Source organism: Paenibacillus contaminans (genome assembly GCF_003285015.1).
Taxonomy (GTDB): Bacteria; Bacillota; Bacilli; order Paenibacillales; family NBRC-103111; genus Paenibacillus_V; species Paenibacillus_V contaminans.
In genome coordinates, this window is sequence record NZ_QMFB01000002.1 from 289426 (window position 1) to 304677 (window position 15252).

At 52.0% G+C, this 15252-nt stretch carries 12 protein-coding genes; 4 read left to right on the forward strand and 8 right to left on the reverse strand.

The window, feature by feature from the left end; translation table 11 throughout:
• Nucleotides 1–102: 102 nt before the first annotated feature.
• Both DQG23_RS05500 and DQG23_RS05505 read right to left on the reverse strand, forming a co-directional pair.
• Nucleotides 103–1710, reverse strand: a complete 1608-nt coding sequence (locus DQG23_RS05500; RefSeq protein ID WP_113029805.1) for a response regulator transcription factor — start codon at nt 1708–1710, stop codon at nt 103–105.
• The gene (locus DQG23_RS05505) at nt 1691–3526 is read right to left on the reverse strand and encodes a sensor histidine kinase (protein WP_238177761.1); all 1836 of its coding nucleotides are present in this window, start codon (nt 3524–3526) and stop codon (nt 1691–1693) included. Before DQG23_RS05505 ends, DQG23_RS05500 begins: the two co-directional genes overlap by 20 nt.
• Before the next feature lie 329 nt (nt 3527–3855).
• On the opposite strand from DQG23_RS05505, the gene DQG23_RS05510 reads away from it, so the two are divergent.
• Complete coding sequence (locus tag DQG23_RS05510) at nt 3856–4806, forward strand: ABC transporter permease (protein ID WP_113029806.1); 951 nt, start codon at nt 3856–3858, stop codon at nt 4804–4806.
• Nucleotides 4807–4825: 19 nt separating this feature from the next.
• Nucleotides 4826–5698, forward strand: a complete 873-nt coding sequence (locus DQG23_RS05515; protein ID WP_113029807.1) for a carbohydrate ABC transporter permease — start codon at nt 4826–4828, stop codon at nt 5696–5698.
• 199 nt (nt 5699–5897) lie between these two features.
• Here the strand turns inward: DQG23_RS05515 and DQG23_RS05520 are convergent, their stop codons facing one another.
• A complete protein-coding gene (locus DQG23_RS05520) occupies nt 5898–6125 on the reverse strand; it encodes a hypothetical protein (RefSeq protein WP_113029808.1) in 228 nt (75 codons plus the stop codon).
• 290 nt (nt 6126–6415) lie between these two features.
• Here DQG23_RS05520 and DQG23_RS05525 point away from each other — a divergent pair, with 290 nt between their 5' ends.
• Both DQG23_RS05525 and DQG23_RS05530 read left to right on the forward strand, forming a co-directional pair.
• Complete coding sequence (locus DQG23_RS05525) at nt 6416–6733, forward strand: helix-turn-helix domain-containing protein (protein WP_113029809.1); 318 nt, start codon at nt 6416–6418, stop codon at nt 6731–6733.
• Entirely contained in the window at nt 6700–7593 is an 894-nt protein-coding gene (locus tag DQG23_RS05530) for an IS3 family transposase (protein WP_113029810.1), read from the forward strand. The genes DQG23_RS05525 and DQG23_RS05530 overlap by 34 nt, the downstream gene beginning before the upstream one ends.
• An 82-nt stretch (nt 7594–7675) precedes the next feature.
• On the opposite strand, the gene DQG23_RS05535 is transcribed toward DQG23_RS05530, so the two are convergent.
• The 5 genes from DQG23_RS05535 to DQG23_RS05555 form a co-directional block, all read right to left on the reverse strand.
• Nucleotides 7676–8839 (reverse strand): S-layer homology domain-containing protein, encoded by a 1164-nt coding sequence (locus tag DQG23_RS05535; protein ID WP_113029811.1) that lies wholly within the window; start codon nt 8837–8839, stop codon nt 7676–7678.
• Between the two features lie 191 nt (nt 8840–9030).
• On the reverse strand, nt 9031–10107 hold the full coding sequence (locus DQG23_RS05540) for a Gfo/Idh/MocA family protein (RefSeq protein WP_113029812.1): 1077 nt from the start codon (nt 10105–10107) through the stop codon (nt 9031–9033).
• Between the two features lie 110 nt (nt 10108–10217).
• Nucleotides 10218–11924, reverse strand: coding sequence for a glycosyltransferase (locus DQG23_RS05545; protein ID WP_113029813.1), 1707 nt, complete (start codon nt 11922–11924; stop codon nt 10218–10220).
• Between the two features lie 88 nt (nt 11925–12012).
• Entirely contained in the window at nt 12013–12675 is a 663-nt protein-coding gene (locus DQG23_RS05550) for a YheC/YheD family protein (protein ID WP_113029814.1), read from the reverse strand.
• A gap of 371 nt (nt 12676–13046) precedes the next feature.
• Nucleotides 13047–15101 carry a hypothetical protein gene (locus DQG23_RS05555; protein WP_113029815.1) on the reverse strand — a complete coding sequence of 685 codons (2055 nt, stop codon included), beginning with the start codon at nt 15099–15101 and terminating at the stop codon, nt 13047–13049.
• Between the last annotated feature and the right edge of the window lie 151 nt (nt 15102–15252).

Consider the following 15252-nt stretch of genomic DNA (forward strand, 5'->3'; position numbering starts at 1 on the left):
TTGTTTTTCCCCCTATGGTGTAAGATCGACTTCTTGTGTTTTACTCTACCAACTTGCCGGGGAAGGTATCTATAGGATTATGTTAGTTTTCGTAGTACTCTGTTAGGGGGTTGCATTCCCGTCCCGATATTCCTGAGGCGTCACACCGAACTGCCGTTTGAACACTTTGATAAAATAAGCCGGATCCAAATAACCGACCTCTGTGCTGATTTCATACACTTTTTTGTCGGTCGTGCCAAGCAGGCGGCATGCCCGTTCCATGCGGAGCGAGGCCACGTAATCGCTGATTCCTTCGCCGGTTTCGATCTTATAAATTTTCGACAGATGCGTCGGATGCAAATTCACATGGTCGGCCAGCGCGCGCAGCGAAACGTCGAGATGCAGGTTTTTCTCCGCAAAGCTCTGCACTTTTTTCACATACTGGGCGCGTATATTTTTGATATCGTCGGACGTTTCCTCCTTCAGCTTGCCGAGCACGCCGAGGGACCATTTGCGCAGCTTGCCGATCGAGGCGAATGTTTCTCCGCTCTGCAGCGGCTCCATATCCGGACCTAGCAATTTGGCCAGCGTATAACCGTTCCGGTGCGCGAGATGCGTGAACGAAGAGGCGATGATAAAACCGGCCTCCATACAGTGCTCCCACGATTCGGACCATTTCTCCTCCAGCTCCGCGAACACGGCAGCAAGCTTCTCCTCCGCCGCGTCCCAGCGCCCTGCCTCCAGCAGGTTCAGAAACGCGGGCGGCATATGGATCGCATTCAAGGTTCCCTGCTTCGTATTTTGCTCGAATTCGCCGACACGCATGACGAATTCCCGCTCGTCCCCGACAATTTGCCGGAAATAGGCCGAAGCCTGCCGGTACCGTTCGGGAAGCTGCTCGGGAAACCGGAACCGCTCCGTAATGACTACGGACAGGGAGCCTTTCAGAAACTGCTTGACTTTGGACTGCAGCTGCATGGAAAGCTTCTCCAGTATGGTCGTATCGGAGCAATCCGCCTTCAGCTGAAGCAGAAACGCCAAATATCCGTGCTCCTCCTTGACGCCCCATACCTCCGCATACTCCCCGATGATTTCCTCGGCCATGTTCATGATCGCATATTCCATCAGCTGCTGACCGTTGTTCTTATACCGGCCGAACTCCTCCTCCATCCGGACGAGCAGCAGGGCGCAGTCGCCGAAGCGGAACGGCAAGCCGTAATTGTCCAGCCTCCGGCTCCATTCGTCCTCCGGCAGCCGCTGTCCCCGTAAAGCGTCAAGCAGCAATTGACCGCGCAGCAGCGGCAAGTTCTCGCGGAGCGTAAACTGGGTGCGCTCATGGGAGCTTATGCTTTCCCATTCTTTATTCAACTGGTCGATCGCCGCTTTGACGGCCCCAAGCAGCTCATTGTCCGTCGGCGGCTTGAGCAAATAATCGACAGCCTGATGCCGGACGGCCTCTTTCGTAAATTCGAAATCCGAATGGCCGGATAAAATAATGCATTTTATTTTTTTATCGCGCAAACGAATGCGTTCGATCAGCTCGATCCCCGTCATTTCGGGCATAAGAATATCCGAGATGACGATATCGATCGGATGCGACTCCAAAATTTGCAGCGCCTCGTGCGCGGAATAAGCCTTATGAACCTGCTCGATCCCGAGCGTATGCCACGGCTTGGTCGTGGAAAGATTGTCCACCCAGTGGGCTTCGTCGTCAACGATGATCATCTGCATGCTGCTCAGCTCCTTCTTTGGCCGTCTGACGGCCCGGCTCTTCGGCGGAGGCGGCCTCCCAAACGATCTCCGTCCGGAATCCGCCAAGCTCCGATTTTGTGAAAAAAAGCGAGGAACGCTCTCCGAATTTATGAATAAGCCGCTGGTTCGTATTCCAAAGGCCGCAGCCCATATCCTCCTGCAAAGGCTCCTTCATTTTGCGGTTCAGCGCCTCCTGAAGGCCCGCTTCCATTCCCGGACCGTCGTCATCGATATAAATTTTGCATAAGCCGTCCGACATCTCGCCGCTTATCCGTATTTCGCCCGAGGCGTAGCTTTTGCCAATCCCGTGCATGACGGCATTTTCCACGATCGGCTGCAGCAGCAAACGCGGAACATGCTGGCTCTGCATCTCCTCCGGAATATCGATCCGGTAATGAATTCTCCCGTTGCGGAGCTTCTGAATATCCAAATAGTTCACGATCAGCTTTATTTCTTCGTCCAGCGTAGCCGTTTGCCGCTCGATCCGGGTCGTATACCGGTAGTAGGTGCTTAAATTATACGCCATCGAAACGACGGCCTCCTCGTCCTTCATCTGCGCCATGTTGATAATATAGCCGAGGCAATTATAAAGAAAATGAGGATTGATTTGAGCCTGCAGCTGCTTCAGCGTCGCTTCCCGCGCCCGGAGCTTTTCGTTAAGCACGTTCTCGATCAAGCCTTGGATTTGCTGCGACATATCGTTAAAACGATGAAGCAGGAACGAAAATTCATTATGGACATTGGCGTTGATCCTTGCCGCAAAATCGCCCCGCTGCACGCTCTGAAAACCGCGGATCAGCTTGCGGATCGGCCGCTGCACGTTTCGGTAAAGCAGGACGGATGCGGAGATGCCGACTGCGAACAGCAGCACCATCGACAAATAAAAAAGATTGCGGCTGAACGAAATCGGTCCCAAAATTTGCCCGTGCGGCACGATGTCAACCAGGTACCAGTTCAGCTGCGGGGATTTCACGGCGCTGACCAAATAGCTTTTGTTGTCCAGTTGAACGACCCGCTGCAGCGTATCCCCAAAAGCTTGCCCGTCCAAATAACGGATCACCGCTTCCGACAAGGGCTGTGAGGCGCTGCGGTTCAAAATGGGCGCCTCTCCCTTATGGTAAAACAAGGGATCTCCTTGACCGCCCGCTTTATACGTATCCAGCATGTTTTGAATATTTTCGTGACCGAAGCTCGCTTCGACGACCAGATTGCTCCCTCCGAGCACGCCTTGCTGGCCGAAGGAATCGGTATAAAACCAATAAAACGCTTTCGGTTGACCCGATGCGGCTTCTTCCCCGTTGCCGTAGGTCCATTTGCCGCTCATATTCCGCTCGAGATAGTCCTCGCTGTACGTTACCGATTTATTCGAATTGGATATCGCTTCTTTGTTTTGCTGGGAATATACCGTATATTTGACCGGCCAAATGTTCGTGATTCCGGATTGCAGCATCATTTTTTCCTGCACCACGTAGCGTGTTTGCATCCGGTCGTAACGATCCTCCCATATGTTCAAGCCGTTGAATTTCTGGACATTCGGATCCCGCGAGAACGTAATGACGAAATCCATCATCTGATTGATTCTCGAGTCGATTTGACTGGAGAGGAAGGAAAGCTGCTTGATATTCGACTTTTGCAGCTCCTTGCTTATTACGTTGAAGGCGGTTCCATTCGAATACGTAAACAAGATGATGATCGGGATGAACAAAATGACGATCAAGCCGTTCATTTTGGCGAACAGACTAAAGCGGGAACTTATTCTTCCCTCGACTAACGCGATGCCTCTTCTAAGCTCCATATCCGATCCCTCCGCCAAATTATCCCCCGAGTAGGATAAACCAAGGATAAACGCCTACCGGCGTCTTTCACGCCGCCGTTTACCGCAGGTTTGAGCCGCTTCCTCGATATGCTTTCCGATAAACCAAGGATAAACGCCTACCGGCATCTTTCACGCCGCCGTTTACCGCAGGTTTGAGCCGCTTCCTCGATATGCTCTTTCCGACAAACTAACAAAACCCTATCGATCCTAACAACGTCCTATAGTTCGACGCCGGAGCATGTTGATACTATATATATCAGGGTTTCTCAAAATACACAAATGAGTTTTTATGGAACGGGGAGAGAGCTATGGACGCCAAAACTGTACAACAAGTGCCCGCCAAGGCCGCCCGGAGCGAAACAAGAAAAAACAGCCGCAAGCAGCCATGGATCCTTCATCTCATGGTTTTGCCGGCCGTCGTTCTGGTGTTCGTTTTTTCTTATCTTCCGATGACGGGAATCGTCATGGCATTTCAAGATTATAAGGCCGCGCTCGGCATAACGGGCTCGCCTTGGGTCGGCTTGAAGCATTTTCGCTATATGTTCGAGAACGAATATTTTCTGAAAATAACGTGGAATACGCTGTTCTTCGCCTGCTCCAAAATCGTCATGAACTTGATCATTCCGTTCGGATTCGCCTTACTGCTGAACGAGGTAAGAAACATGGGGCTTAAACGATCGATCCAAACGTTCGTTTATCTCCCCCACTTCCTATCCTGGGTCACGCTGGCAGGGATTTTGATCGATCTGCTCGCCCAAACCGGCCTCGTCAACCAGTTTCTCACCTATATGTTCGGCATCAAGCCGATTTTCTTTCTGGGCGACGGCAGCTGGTTCCGGTTCACGATTATCGCCAGCGACGTATGGAAAGAGTTCGGCTTTAATACGATTATTTTCCTGGCCGCGCTTGCGGGCATTAACCCGGCTTTATACGAAGCGGCCGAGGTCGACGGGGCGAGCCGCTTCAAGCAAACGCTGCATATCACCATGCCCTCGCTCGTACCGATCGCAATCGTCGTGGCGACTTTGGCGCTGGGCAACGTGCTGAATGCGAACTTCGACCAAATTTTCAACTTGTACAGTCCTCTGATTTATCAGCAGGGCGACATTATCGACACGTTCGTATACCGGGAAGGCTTGCTAAGCGGCCAATTCAGCTTCGCTACGGCCGTCGGATTTTTCAAATCGGTGATCAGCTTAATCTTGATCGTCATCTCGTACCGTCTCGCCTATAAATTCGCCGGATATCGAATCTTCTAGCAAGCAAGGAGGGCTTTGGATGTACCATAAAACGCTGTCTTACCGCATCTTCACCATATTCAACAACACGCTGCTGATTACTCTGTCCATACTTTGCCTGCTGCCGATGTACCACCTGCTGATGGTATCCTTAAGCTCGTCCGCTCCCGCCAATGCCGGCTTGGTGACGTTCTGGCCGATTGGCTTTACGTTCGAGGCGTATGCCAAAACGTTCAACAACGCCAATTTTCTTTCATCCTTGGGGGTTTCCGTTCAGCGTACGGTCATCGGCACGGCGCTCGCCATGTGCGTAAATGCGCTCGCCGCTTACGCGCTCTCCAAAGAGGCCCGCGCCTTTCGCGCCCGCGGCCCGTATTTATGGTATTTTGTCGTGACGATGCTGTTCAGCGGCGGCCTGATTCCGAACTACATCCTTATTCTGAAGCTCGGCCTGATGAATACGCTGATGGCGCTTATTTTGCCGGGAATGGTCGCCGTTTATAACATCATTCTGCTTCTTAACTTCTTCCGCACTGTGCCCAAGGATCTCGAGGAGGCTGCCTTTATGGACGGCGCCGGTCATTTCCGGACCTTCATCATGATTTACCTGCCGATCTCCCTGCCTGCGCTCGCCACGATTTCTTTGTTTACGATGGTCGGGCATTGGAACGCTTATTTCGACGGCTTGATTTATATTAAAGAATCCGCGCGGCTCCCGCTTGCCAGCTTCATGCAGACGATCATCGTCCAAAAGGATATGACGAAGTTCGATCCCGAAATGCTCGCGAATTTGTCCCAGCGAACGATCCGGGCTTCGCAAATTTTTATCGGCGCTTTGCCCATCTTGCTTGTATACCCGTTCCTACAGAGGTATTTCGTCAAAGGCATCGTCATCGGCGCAGTCAAGGAGTGACTCTATAAGGATAAACGGCTACGCCTTTATGGAATCCGAGATTTTGAGAAAACCGCCTTGCGGCGGCTTTGGTGATCGATATACGTTTGTTCGTTGGCGAGGCAATCGGGTTAGGTTTTCAAACGCTCTTGAAATCGTGTTTCTTTGAATGATTACGAGGCAGAAACACGGTTTCAAAGGCGGCCGATGGCGAAGCTCTTTAGCGAGCCCTCATGCCTATAACCTGTTGTTCGCCTTCGGTGCTTTCTTCCACGTCTTTGACATATACCGCGGTCCTCGAACCGGTATTCCTACCCGCTTGCCCATCCTCGCTCGTCGCTTGTATGCGCCGCAGTCCGATTTTGCCCACTTGGAATCGAATACGGCTACCTTTCTCCGCCTGTAGTCCGAAAACGCCTGCTTGCAGCGGGTATTTTGCTCGGCACACCGGTGAATCCGTTCTCCAAGCCGGCAAAATCGGACTCCAGCGTTAAGCGAACCTCGATTCCTTGCTCCAAGCAGGCTATTTCGGACTACAGCAAATCGAGAAACAATGGCAGCTTAATGATAAACGGCTTCGCCGTCCAATAAAGACTGCGCGTTTAGCGAGTTGTTGAGCCGCTCCTACGATATACTTTCCCGATAAAATGGAAAAACCGTCCGGGAATAATGATATTATCCCCTTTAAGTAGACAGTGTTAAGAATCGACACTAAAGTCTACTTAGGGGGGATTTTTCATGGCCGAAATAAAGAAAACATACTCAGTAGAAGAAAAACGAATTGCCGTGGAGTTATATAACCGGGATGGGCTACCCTTTAGCGAAATAGCGAGGAAACTTAATATTCCCCGAACGAATATAAGACACTGGGTAACCCTATATGAACGAGAGGGCTTAGAAGGGCTTGAGGAGAAGAGGGGCAAGGCTAAGGGGTTGCATAAAGGACGTAAACGAAAAGATCCACTCAGTATAGAAGAAGAACTGGTTAAGCTACGTGCGGAGAACGAATACTTAAAAAAGTTATGGGAACTGCAAAGGGGGAAAAGCCGAAATTAGAATACAACTATATTACGATCGAGCAATTAGCTGGTAAGTATCCAATTTCAATGCTATGTGCCATTGCAAATGTATGTCGAAGCAGCTATTACAAATGGCTCAGCAATAAGCAAAACCCCTCTGCTAAGAAGCTAGATGATGAGGCACTTAAGCAGAAGATAATGGAGTGCCATAGCCGATTAAAAGGCATCTACGGCTATTTGCGAGTTCGTGTGTGGTTGCAAAGAACCTACGGTCTAAACGTAAATCACAAGCGGGTATATCGCTTAATGAAGGTGCTAGGGATACGTTCAACCATAAGACGTAAGAAGCCCTATTTCGGTTCCAAAGAGGCTATAGTAAAGTCGGACAATGTATTAAACCGTGAGTTTAATGCTTCAAATCCGAATCAAAAGTGGGTTACCGATATTACATTTCTGCCCTATAACCAAAAGAACCTTTATTTATCCGCCGTGCTCGACATCTATAACAATGAAATTATTGCCTATCGTATTGGCAAACGTAATGATCTTGATCTTGTGTTGGAAACTGTACAGAAGGCCACCTACAAGCGTAAAGCAAAGAAAACCCTTCTTCATAGCGATCAAGGATTTCAATACACGCACAAGGCTTACAATCGCCTTCTAAAACAAAAGAAAATGGTTGTGAGCATGTCGCGTAAAGGGAACTGTTGGGATAATGCTTGCATAGAAAGTTTCTTTGGTCACTTCAAAGCTGAGTGCTTTCATCTCTACACCTTTGAATCGGAGGAACAACTTATTCAAGCCATAGAACAGTACATACACTTTTATAACAATGAACGCTTTCAGAAGAAATTAAACAACCTTAGTCCAGTTGAATTTCGGACTAAGGCTGCCTAATGGCGGTTCATCTTAAATGTCTACTTGACTGGGGTAACTTCATAAACGCCGGACGGTTTTTATACGCGCAATGCAATACTTTCTATTGTTCGCCCCAATCGAACGTAAACGTGACTGCGCGTGAATTTCCTGCGATGTCCTTCAATGTGCCCGATATGACCAATTGATTCGAACTGTTGCTGAGCATCTTCAAATAATTGACGGACAAGCCGTCGCCTTGGGAATCCAGCGATCCAAGCTTACCGATTAAATCGAGCGTGTTCGATCCTGCAGTTAAGGTTTGAGCAAACGACAAGGACGGATAGTCCGCCAAATCGATGCCTTGAATGGCTGTTACAGTCAAGGTGGACGCTTCGCTTACGCTGATCGTTCCTGTCTCCAGATAATCGATGCCCGTTAGACTGATCGTACCGTTTGCGCCGCCCGTTACCGCTACGTTCTGTCCGTTAACGGTAGCTGCAGTGATGCTCGGTGCGGTCGTGTCCCCTGAAGACGGTCCAGGCGTCGATGTCGATGTTGGCATTGGTGTTGGCGTCGATGTTGGCGTCGGTGTTGGCGTCGATGTTGGTGTCGGTGTTGACGTTGGTGTCGGTGTCGGTGTTGGCGTCGATTGCTTAATCTCTTCGTATACTTGCTGCCCGCCATACGCGCCTACAACAAGATCGGCTCGGGTAGCAAGTTTGTCTCCGCTGCTTCCTTCCGGTAAAATTTTATTTTCAATCGCTTGTTTGACGGCATCGCTGTACCAAGGCGATCCGGATACGTCGACTTTTTTGCCAAGCCCTTTAACTAAAGCGGTAGCAAATTGCCCCAATGTCGCATTGTCGCTCGGAGCGAAAGCATTGCCTCCGATGCCGTCGATCAATCCGGCCTTTTTGGCAGCTTCAATATAAGGAATAGCCCACCCGTTAGCCTCCGAGTCGGCTTTTACGTCGGTAAATGACGAGGCCCGAACACTATTGTCGATATTCACCCCATAAATTAAAGTAAGGACTTTGGCCATTTGCGCCCTTGTCAAATTTCCATCGATTCCAAAGCTGTCGTCGCTAACGCCTTCGAAGACGCCTTTGGCCAGCAACGCATCGATTTTGGCTTTGAGCGCCGCATCCACGCCCGCCAAATCTTTAAAGTCAGCTGACGTTTTTGAAGCTGTGCGGGTTGTATCTTCCGCAGAGATGACTGTACTTGGCAAGAGCAGACTCAGTCCTAGCGGAAGAAGTAACCATTTTGATGCTTTTATTCCCATTTGCCGATGCACTCCTCTAATATTCGTTTGATAAAATTCTTATACGTTTTATTTCGGTAAAAACCTCCAATTTGTTTAGCTTAATTTTAGAACTGGAGATGTACGAAAATTAAAAAAAACCGCCGGAACGTAACGCTCCTGCGGTTTCTTATTGCTATGGCGGCTCCCTTCGCCTGCTTCACGGCCAAGCCTTACAAATTCCAGTCCAGCTTCACTTCGCTGCGGGTGCGGGAAGATTCATAAATCGCGTCCAAAATCAAATTATTGGTCAGCCCGGTCATGACCGACGTAAGCGGCTCTCGGCCGGTACGGATGCATTCGAGGAAATGCTTGCACATCCGGCTGCGCGAGCCTTCGTCGTCCGCAGGCGTCGTCAAGTCGACTTCGAGCGCCTGGTCGAACTTCTCGGTCAAGTACTTGCCGGTCGTGCCGCTCAAATACGCTCCGCCTTCCGAGCCCATCAAATGGATAAACGGCGCGCTGTCGGTCGACATGTGCACCGCCCAGCTCACCTCCAGCGTCAGCGTGCTGCCGTCCTCCATTCGAATCAGCGCGGTCGCCAAATCCTCGACGTCGTAGTAACCGTCCCAGTTCGGCTTGCCCCAGCCGCCGATGCCTTTGCGCTGCGGGCCGAATTCCGCATACGTTGCGCCGTATACGGCAACCGGTTTCGGATTGCCCATGAGATGCAGCGACAAATCCAGCATATGCACGCCGATATCGATCAGCGGACCGCCGCCGGATACCGCCATTTGCGTAAACCAGGTTCCCCAGCCGGGAATTCCTTTGCGGCGGTACCAGCCGGCTTTGGCCGTATAGATGCTGCCGAGCTCTCCGCGAACGACCTGCTCTTTAATCTTCATCGCAAGGTGCTCGAAACGGCGCTGATGGCCGACCATGACGATACGCCCCGTTTTTTGCTGCACGCGTACGATTTGCTTGGCATCCGCCGCGTTAAGCCCCATCGGCTTTTCCAGCAGAACGTGCTTGCCGGCTTCCATAGCTGCGATCGCCAGCGGCGCATGAAATTTATTCGGAACGGCGACGATCACCGCATCGACATTATCGCTCGCAATCAATTCCTCCGCCGTCCGAAAAACATGCGGTATGCCGTATTCCTTGGCCCTTTGCTCCGCAAGCGGCAGCGCCACATCCGTAATCGACGTTATTTCACATTCGTCCTGAAGCTTCAAATAGTCATTAATGTGCACGTTAGCGATATTGCCCGCCCCGATAATCCCGATTCGGATTTTGCCCGACGTCGTCATCCCATATCCCCCTCGTTCGCCTCAAAAAATGCTGTTTACCTTTTGTAATCATAGCATAAGGGCGAATGATTGGGGATGCGGGATATTGGCATAGCTATATGCAATTGTGGCTAACGCACAAGCGACAAACGGTCGGAGCGTCTAAGCATGTCGAGCATGAATGCGACCCTCGCATCCCAGGATTGCGCTTTGGCATACTCCCGCAGCTTGGAGCAAAAGCGAGAGTCTGCGCTCAACCGCAGCGCTTCTTCGAGCTGGCCGGAAAATTGCTTGGCGTTCCTCGCCGTATGCACGTACGGATGCTGCGCGCATTTCGGCAACTCGGTCGACACGACCGGGCGGCCGGCGGCCATGTATTCGTACATTTTCAGCGGAAAAGCCGAAACCGTCCTCTCGTTTACCTTAAACGGAATGACGCCCACATCAATGAAAGGCAAATAGCTGGCGACATCCTCATACGGCTTCGCTCCCAAATAAGCTACGTTCGCAAGCTTCGCTAAGCCCGATGCCTGCAAGCTGCCGTCAAGATCCGGTCCGATCAGCAAGAACTGATATTCCGGACGCATTTCCGCCACGCGCTGCAGCAATTCGTATTCGAACCAGGAGGCAAACGTTCCGTAATAGCCGATGACGGGCTTGCGGGAAAACACGATGGCGGATATGTCCTCGGGAACGAGGCCTTGCCGGTAAATGATGGAGCCGAAATAGGAATAGTCGATTCCGTCCGGGCAATATACGGTATCCGGTCTTTGACGCCGCGCGCTTCCGAGCAGAAGATCGTCCGAGGCGATAACGAGCGACGCCCCGCTATTTAGGAAATGATGCGCGTGCTCCGTATAGGCGTCCACATTGCTTCCCGATCTTACTTCTCCCGGATAGTCGCGGAAATCGTAGATCACTTCCGGACTATTGAGCTCCATAACGCCGTTTACGACTGTCGGATGGTTGAACAGCATGATCGGCTTCTTCAATTGGCGGAACGTACGCATGGGCACGTTGGTAATGTACAGGTGGCTGCTAATCTGATGAAATCCTTCCGCGTAACGGTCGTAACGTTCATTTGGCGTCATGAAAAAAGTTAAATAACCCGCTCTGGCGAACGCATGTGCAAAATGATGCGCTCTATGCTGCACCGGGTCGCGCCAATCCGCCGTAGGCGGAATGAGAACTACCTTCTTATGCTGAACCTGCTTGATCAGCTGCTCCAGCCGATCCGGCCATACGGGACGATTCGTTCCTCCCTTGCTGCCTTTCGTTCCGGAGATGGACGCGGACGTCCCCTCCTCCGTATCCGGCTTGCGGTTCGATACGGTCGCAAGCAGCTCGCCCCGCGGGCGTATTACGGTTGACCGCCGCTTCTGCAAGCCATTTCCTTTGCGGCCTTTGGTTCTTGATTTCCGAGTGCCTTTGGCGGCGGATGGCCGCTTTGGCGCCCTGCGGCCGGACTGCGCCGAAGGCTCGCGATCCGTCTTACCTGTCGAGGGGGCTTCGCCCGATGGCTTGGTCCTGGCTTCCGCCTCCGGCTCGACAGGCGTTTGGCGGATCGATGCAGGCGGTTCCGGCGACCGGCTTCCGTGCGATTCGGCGGCAGCCGCCGCTTCCTGCGAAGCCCTTACCGCCGCCAGCCGGCTCTTTGCTGCGGGACGCTGCTTACGTAACGGGTTCTCGTTCCGCCGCAGCGCATTTTCCTGTTCTGGGGACACCTCCGCTTCCGCAGGCTGCGGGACATCGGAAATGGTTACACGCGGCAGATACAATAACACCTTATTCGACTTGCCTTTTATACGCTTGCGAGCGGAAGACCGGTTGCTCTTCATCGAAACCGTCACCTCTTCTCGTATTCGTTGTCCATATGAATGTACTTGCTTTTGCAATTATGCGTATGCCGCCTTTGTCTCGGAACCGTCAGAACGGACGCGTATTCACTTCCAACAGCCACGGCTGCCCGTTCGTATCGAGCGCGAAATCGAAGCCCAGCTCGCCGATCCCGGGGAACGATTGCTCCATCATTTTGACGCAAGTGTAGCTCAGCGCCCGGAGCTCGCTCTTTTTCTCGGCAATCGGCACATCGGGCAGCGATCCGCTAAGCGCAGCGGCAAACTTCAGCTGCTGGCCCCCTTTGCACAGGTTCGTTACGAACAGTCCTTTCCTGGCCAGCCGCCCCACCATCGCGCGAATTTGCCATCTTCCCTTGGGCAGTTTGACAAGCTTGACCCGGTAATCCAAAGGACGTCCGTTAATCGTCGCCAGGTGGATGCCCTGCTGAATCAAATACTTTCTTCTTTTTCTGTGGCGATTAACGAAGCCTACGGCGGCGCCGAAGCTCTTCAAGGAAACATTGCGCGAGCCATGCGAGCATAAGTACCCATTATCCGTTTTTTCAACCCGCAGAAGACCGCCTCCGCCGGTGCCGATCACCGGCTTTAAGACGACCATGCCGTGTTTATCAAGCATTTGCTGCAGCTGCGCTTGCCGATAAAAGCACGTTTCCGGAATGTGTTTGGCAACCGCTTCGTTCTTTTGCAGCACCGATTGTTTGACCCATTTGCTTGCAATTGCCCTGCTCATTAGCCACACCTCCAGCACTTGTCACGATGAAGCTCTTTATCACAATATCCACCGGGGCTTGCACCCGCCTGTACATATACCCCCATACGAGGAAAAAGGCGGATGCATACCGCTTTTTCGCTTGTGTGGATTCTATGATTCTATCGCGGAAAGCGGCTCCCGCCTCCGAATAACTTACTGCATCTATAACAAGGATGAACGGCTACGCCGTCTTTTAAGGGCTGGCACGTTTACCGGGAAATCGAACAATCAGCAGATATCTACTGAGATTATTAAAAAAACCGCCTGAAAGCTGCGGCTGCAGTCTCAGACGGTTTTCGTACAATTGTCGCTAAACATATATTCATTCCGCTTTCATCAGAAGCTTGGCGCTAGACGGGCCGATCGGTCAACCGTAATACAAGCGGCTGCAGCGTGGCGAAAGCTCCGCTAATTTTCAACATTTCCTTATCCTTCATAGGCGTCTTCTCCGCTTGGTCCAGCAATTCCCATGATCCGTCATCCTGCAAGCGGTAAACGTAATGTTTGCTCCAGCTTGCATCGATCGCAAGGGTTACCTGCTCCAGCGGGTCAAGGCTTACATTATAAATGGCAATCAGCTTGTCGCCCATTTCCGGATGCTCTTGGGCGCTTACGAACACATTCGGGTCCTTGACCGCGTAAACCGGCAGATTGCTGCCGCCCAGCCATTCCGTTATCCCCCTTATTTGTTCCTTGCGCTTGTAGTTGAAAATGGAGGCGGAGACATTTTGCCGCAGATCGTAAGCCATCACGGCAACCCGGCCGCCCAAACGGTTTTCGTGGAGAGTGACGGCAGGAGCGACGGCTTCTTCTTGATCGTTCCAGAGCTCGGACATCACTCGAACCTCCGCATGCTTGGGCGTAATACGGAAAACGCTGGCATACTGCTGAACAGCCAGAGCCAGATTCACAAAATACATCCGCGCTCCCGCCCCCGGCTCCGCCCATTCGTCCAGCTTTGTCAGCCGTTCGTTGACAATCGTATCGCAAACCGCCACTTCAAGCTCCGTAACGTCGACGCCGAGCAAATCCCCGTATCCTCTGCGGCAAGCGTACAGGGCGGCAAGCCCGTCCAGAAATACGCCGGATCCGAGCAGCTCAAGCAGCTCCGCATCCGACAGATCGAGGATATCCTCGCCGCAGATCATAACCGGACCTTTCCCGGCTTGAGCGGTATAGGGAATCCCCAACTTGCCGAGGACGGAAGCCCATGCCGGCGTTACCTGCACCGGAATTTGGTTACCGGCAACAGGCCGATGTGCATGTGCATGAGGCCGATAAAGAACGCGCGGACCGGCCATGCGGAAGCCTTCTACGGAACGTTTCAGCTCGGTAAAATACGCCCGGTTTCGTGCGATCATCCTGAAATAGCCTTCATCCTCGACAGGACTGTCCGTATATTGGGTCACATAAGACAAGGAACCGTCCAGCCCGTAAAATAATGCCAAAGAGATCAAAGCGCGCAGCTTGGCCGCTGAAAAAAAGAAGCGGCTGTGCGGGAACGGATCGGATTCATGAATCAGTTCGATCCCTTCCTCCAGCGTCTGCTTGGAGTGCAGCATATGGAAGGTCAACGAGGCAAAATGATCCGCGCGGTCGCTGTTATAGTCGCTTCCAAACAAACGGACTAACGGCTTCGTGCCGCCTGCGAGCACTTTGGCCACGGATTCCGTAAGATCGCCGTCAACATCGCAAACAAAAGGCTGGCAAAGCGCCATTCGGGTTTCCGGTGCAACCTCGTCCACGGCTCTCCGCATGCTGCCGGCCAGCTCGGTAAGCGAATCCTTCATGAGGCCCGCCCACGCTTTGCGGTATTCCGCCGCTTGATCCCCGCCGGAACGGAAGAGTGCCTCCAGCTCTTCTCTGGTAACCGCCTTGCCGATGCGCTCGGAAAAACGCTTCAAATGAAGCGGACAAAAGCAGCCGAACCTGACCACATCATGATTGCTTACTTGATAGTCGTCTTCGAAAAAAATATAAGGCGGTCCGCCTCTCCTCACAACCGTTTGCAAAAAATTCCCCATCGATGCCGCGAAGCGCTCGTCCGACGGGCAATAAGCCCATTTGGAAACGGCTCCGTCGATGCCTACGATTTTTTGTGCGGGAGTCTCCCCTTCCGGCAGCAGCGGCTCGATCGACAAGCTGGGCGCGCACCACCATCCCACTTCAACCCCGTCTGAAGCCAAACGCTGCCTTACTTCGCCAAGAAGATCGCCGAACTTCTCGAACGCTTGCTGCACGGAACGCCCTTTCGCTTCTCCATCCCACGTTGGGAAAACGAGAATGAATCTCCTTAAGCCCGCTTCGCGGTTCAGTTTTTTGATGGCGTCTATCATTTCTTCTTTCTTGTCTTTAATAAATAAGAAAGGAACGATCGGATCAAAGGAATAGTCCGTCACCGTCAAGGCATAACACCTCTCTCCAAATAGTAGGAAGCCGGCTCGTACGGCATGATTCATCGAGCTACATCGTCATTTTAACCGAGTATTTTCTAGATTGTCAACAATTGATTGTTGATAGTGATGTCGATATATGTTATATATTTCTTTGCCCATG

What these genes read in the sequence shown, in the direction of transcription:
- DQG23_RS05505 (WP_238177761.1), bottom strand. Translation starts at nt 3,526, where the DNA reads ATGGAGCTTAGAAGAGGCATCGCGTTAGTCGAGGGAAGAATAAGTTCC.
- DQG23_RS05545 (WP_113029813.1), bottom strand. Translation starts at nt 11,924, where the DNA reads ATGAAGAGCAACCGGTCTTCCGCTCGCAAGCGTATAAAAGGCAAGTCG.
- DQG23_RS05535 (WP_113029811.1), bottom strand. Translation starts at nt 8,839, where the DNA reads ATGGGAATAAAAGCATCAAAATGGTTACTTCTTCCGCTAGGACTGAGT.
- DQG23_RS05540 (WP_113029812.1), bottom strand. Translation starts at nt 10,107, where the DNA reads ATGACGACGTCGGGCAAAATCCGAATCGGGATTATCGGGGCGGGCAAT.
- DQG23_RS05500 (WP_113029805.1), bottom strand. Translation starts at nt 1,710, where the DNA reads ATGCAGATGATCATCGTTGACGACGAAGCCCACTGGGTGGACAATCTT.
- DQG23_RS05550 (WP_113029814.1), bottom strand. Translation starts at nt 12,675, where the DNA reads ATGAGCAGGGCAATTGCAAGCAAATGGGTCAAACAATCGGTGCTGCAA.
- DQG23_RS05525 (WP_113029809.1), top strand. Translation starts at nt 6,416, where the DNA reads ATGGCCGAAATAAAGAAAACATACTCAGTAGAAGAAAAACGAATTGCC.
- DQG23_RS05510 (WP_113029806.1), top strand. Translation starts at nt 3,856, where the DNA reads ATGGACGCCAAAACTGTACAACAAGTGCCCGCCAAGGCCGCCCGGAGC.
- DQG23_RS05515 (WP_113029807.1), top strand. Translation starts at nt 4,826, where the DNA reads ATGTACCATAAAACGCTGTCTTACCGCATCTTCACCATATTCAACAAC.
- DQG23_RS05530 (WP_113029810.1), top strand. Translation starts at nt 6,700, where the DNA reads ATGGGAACTGCAAAGGGGGAAAAGCCGAAATTAGAATACAACTATATT.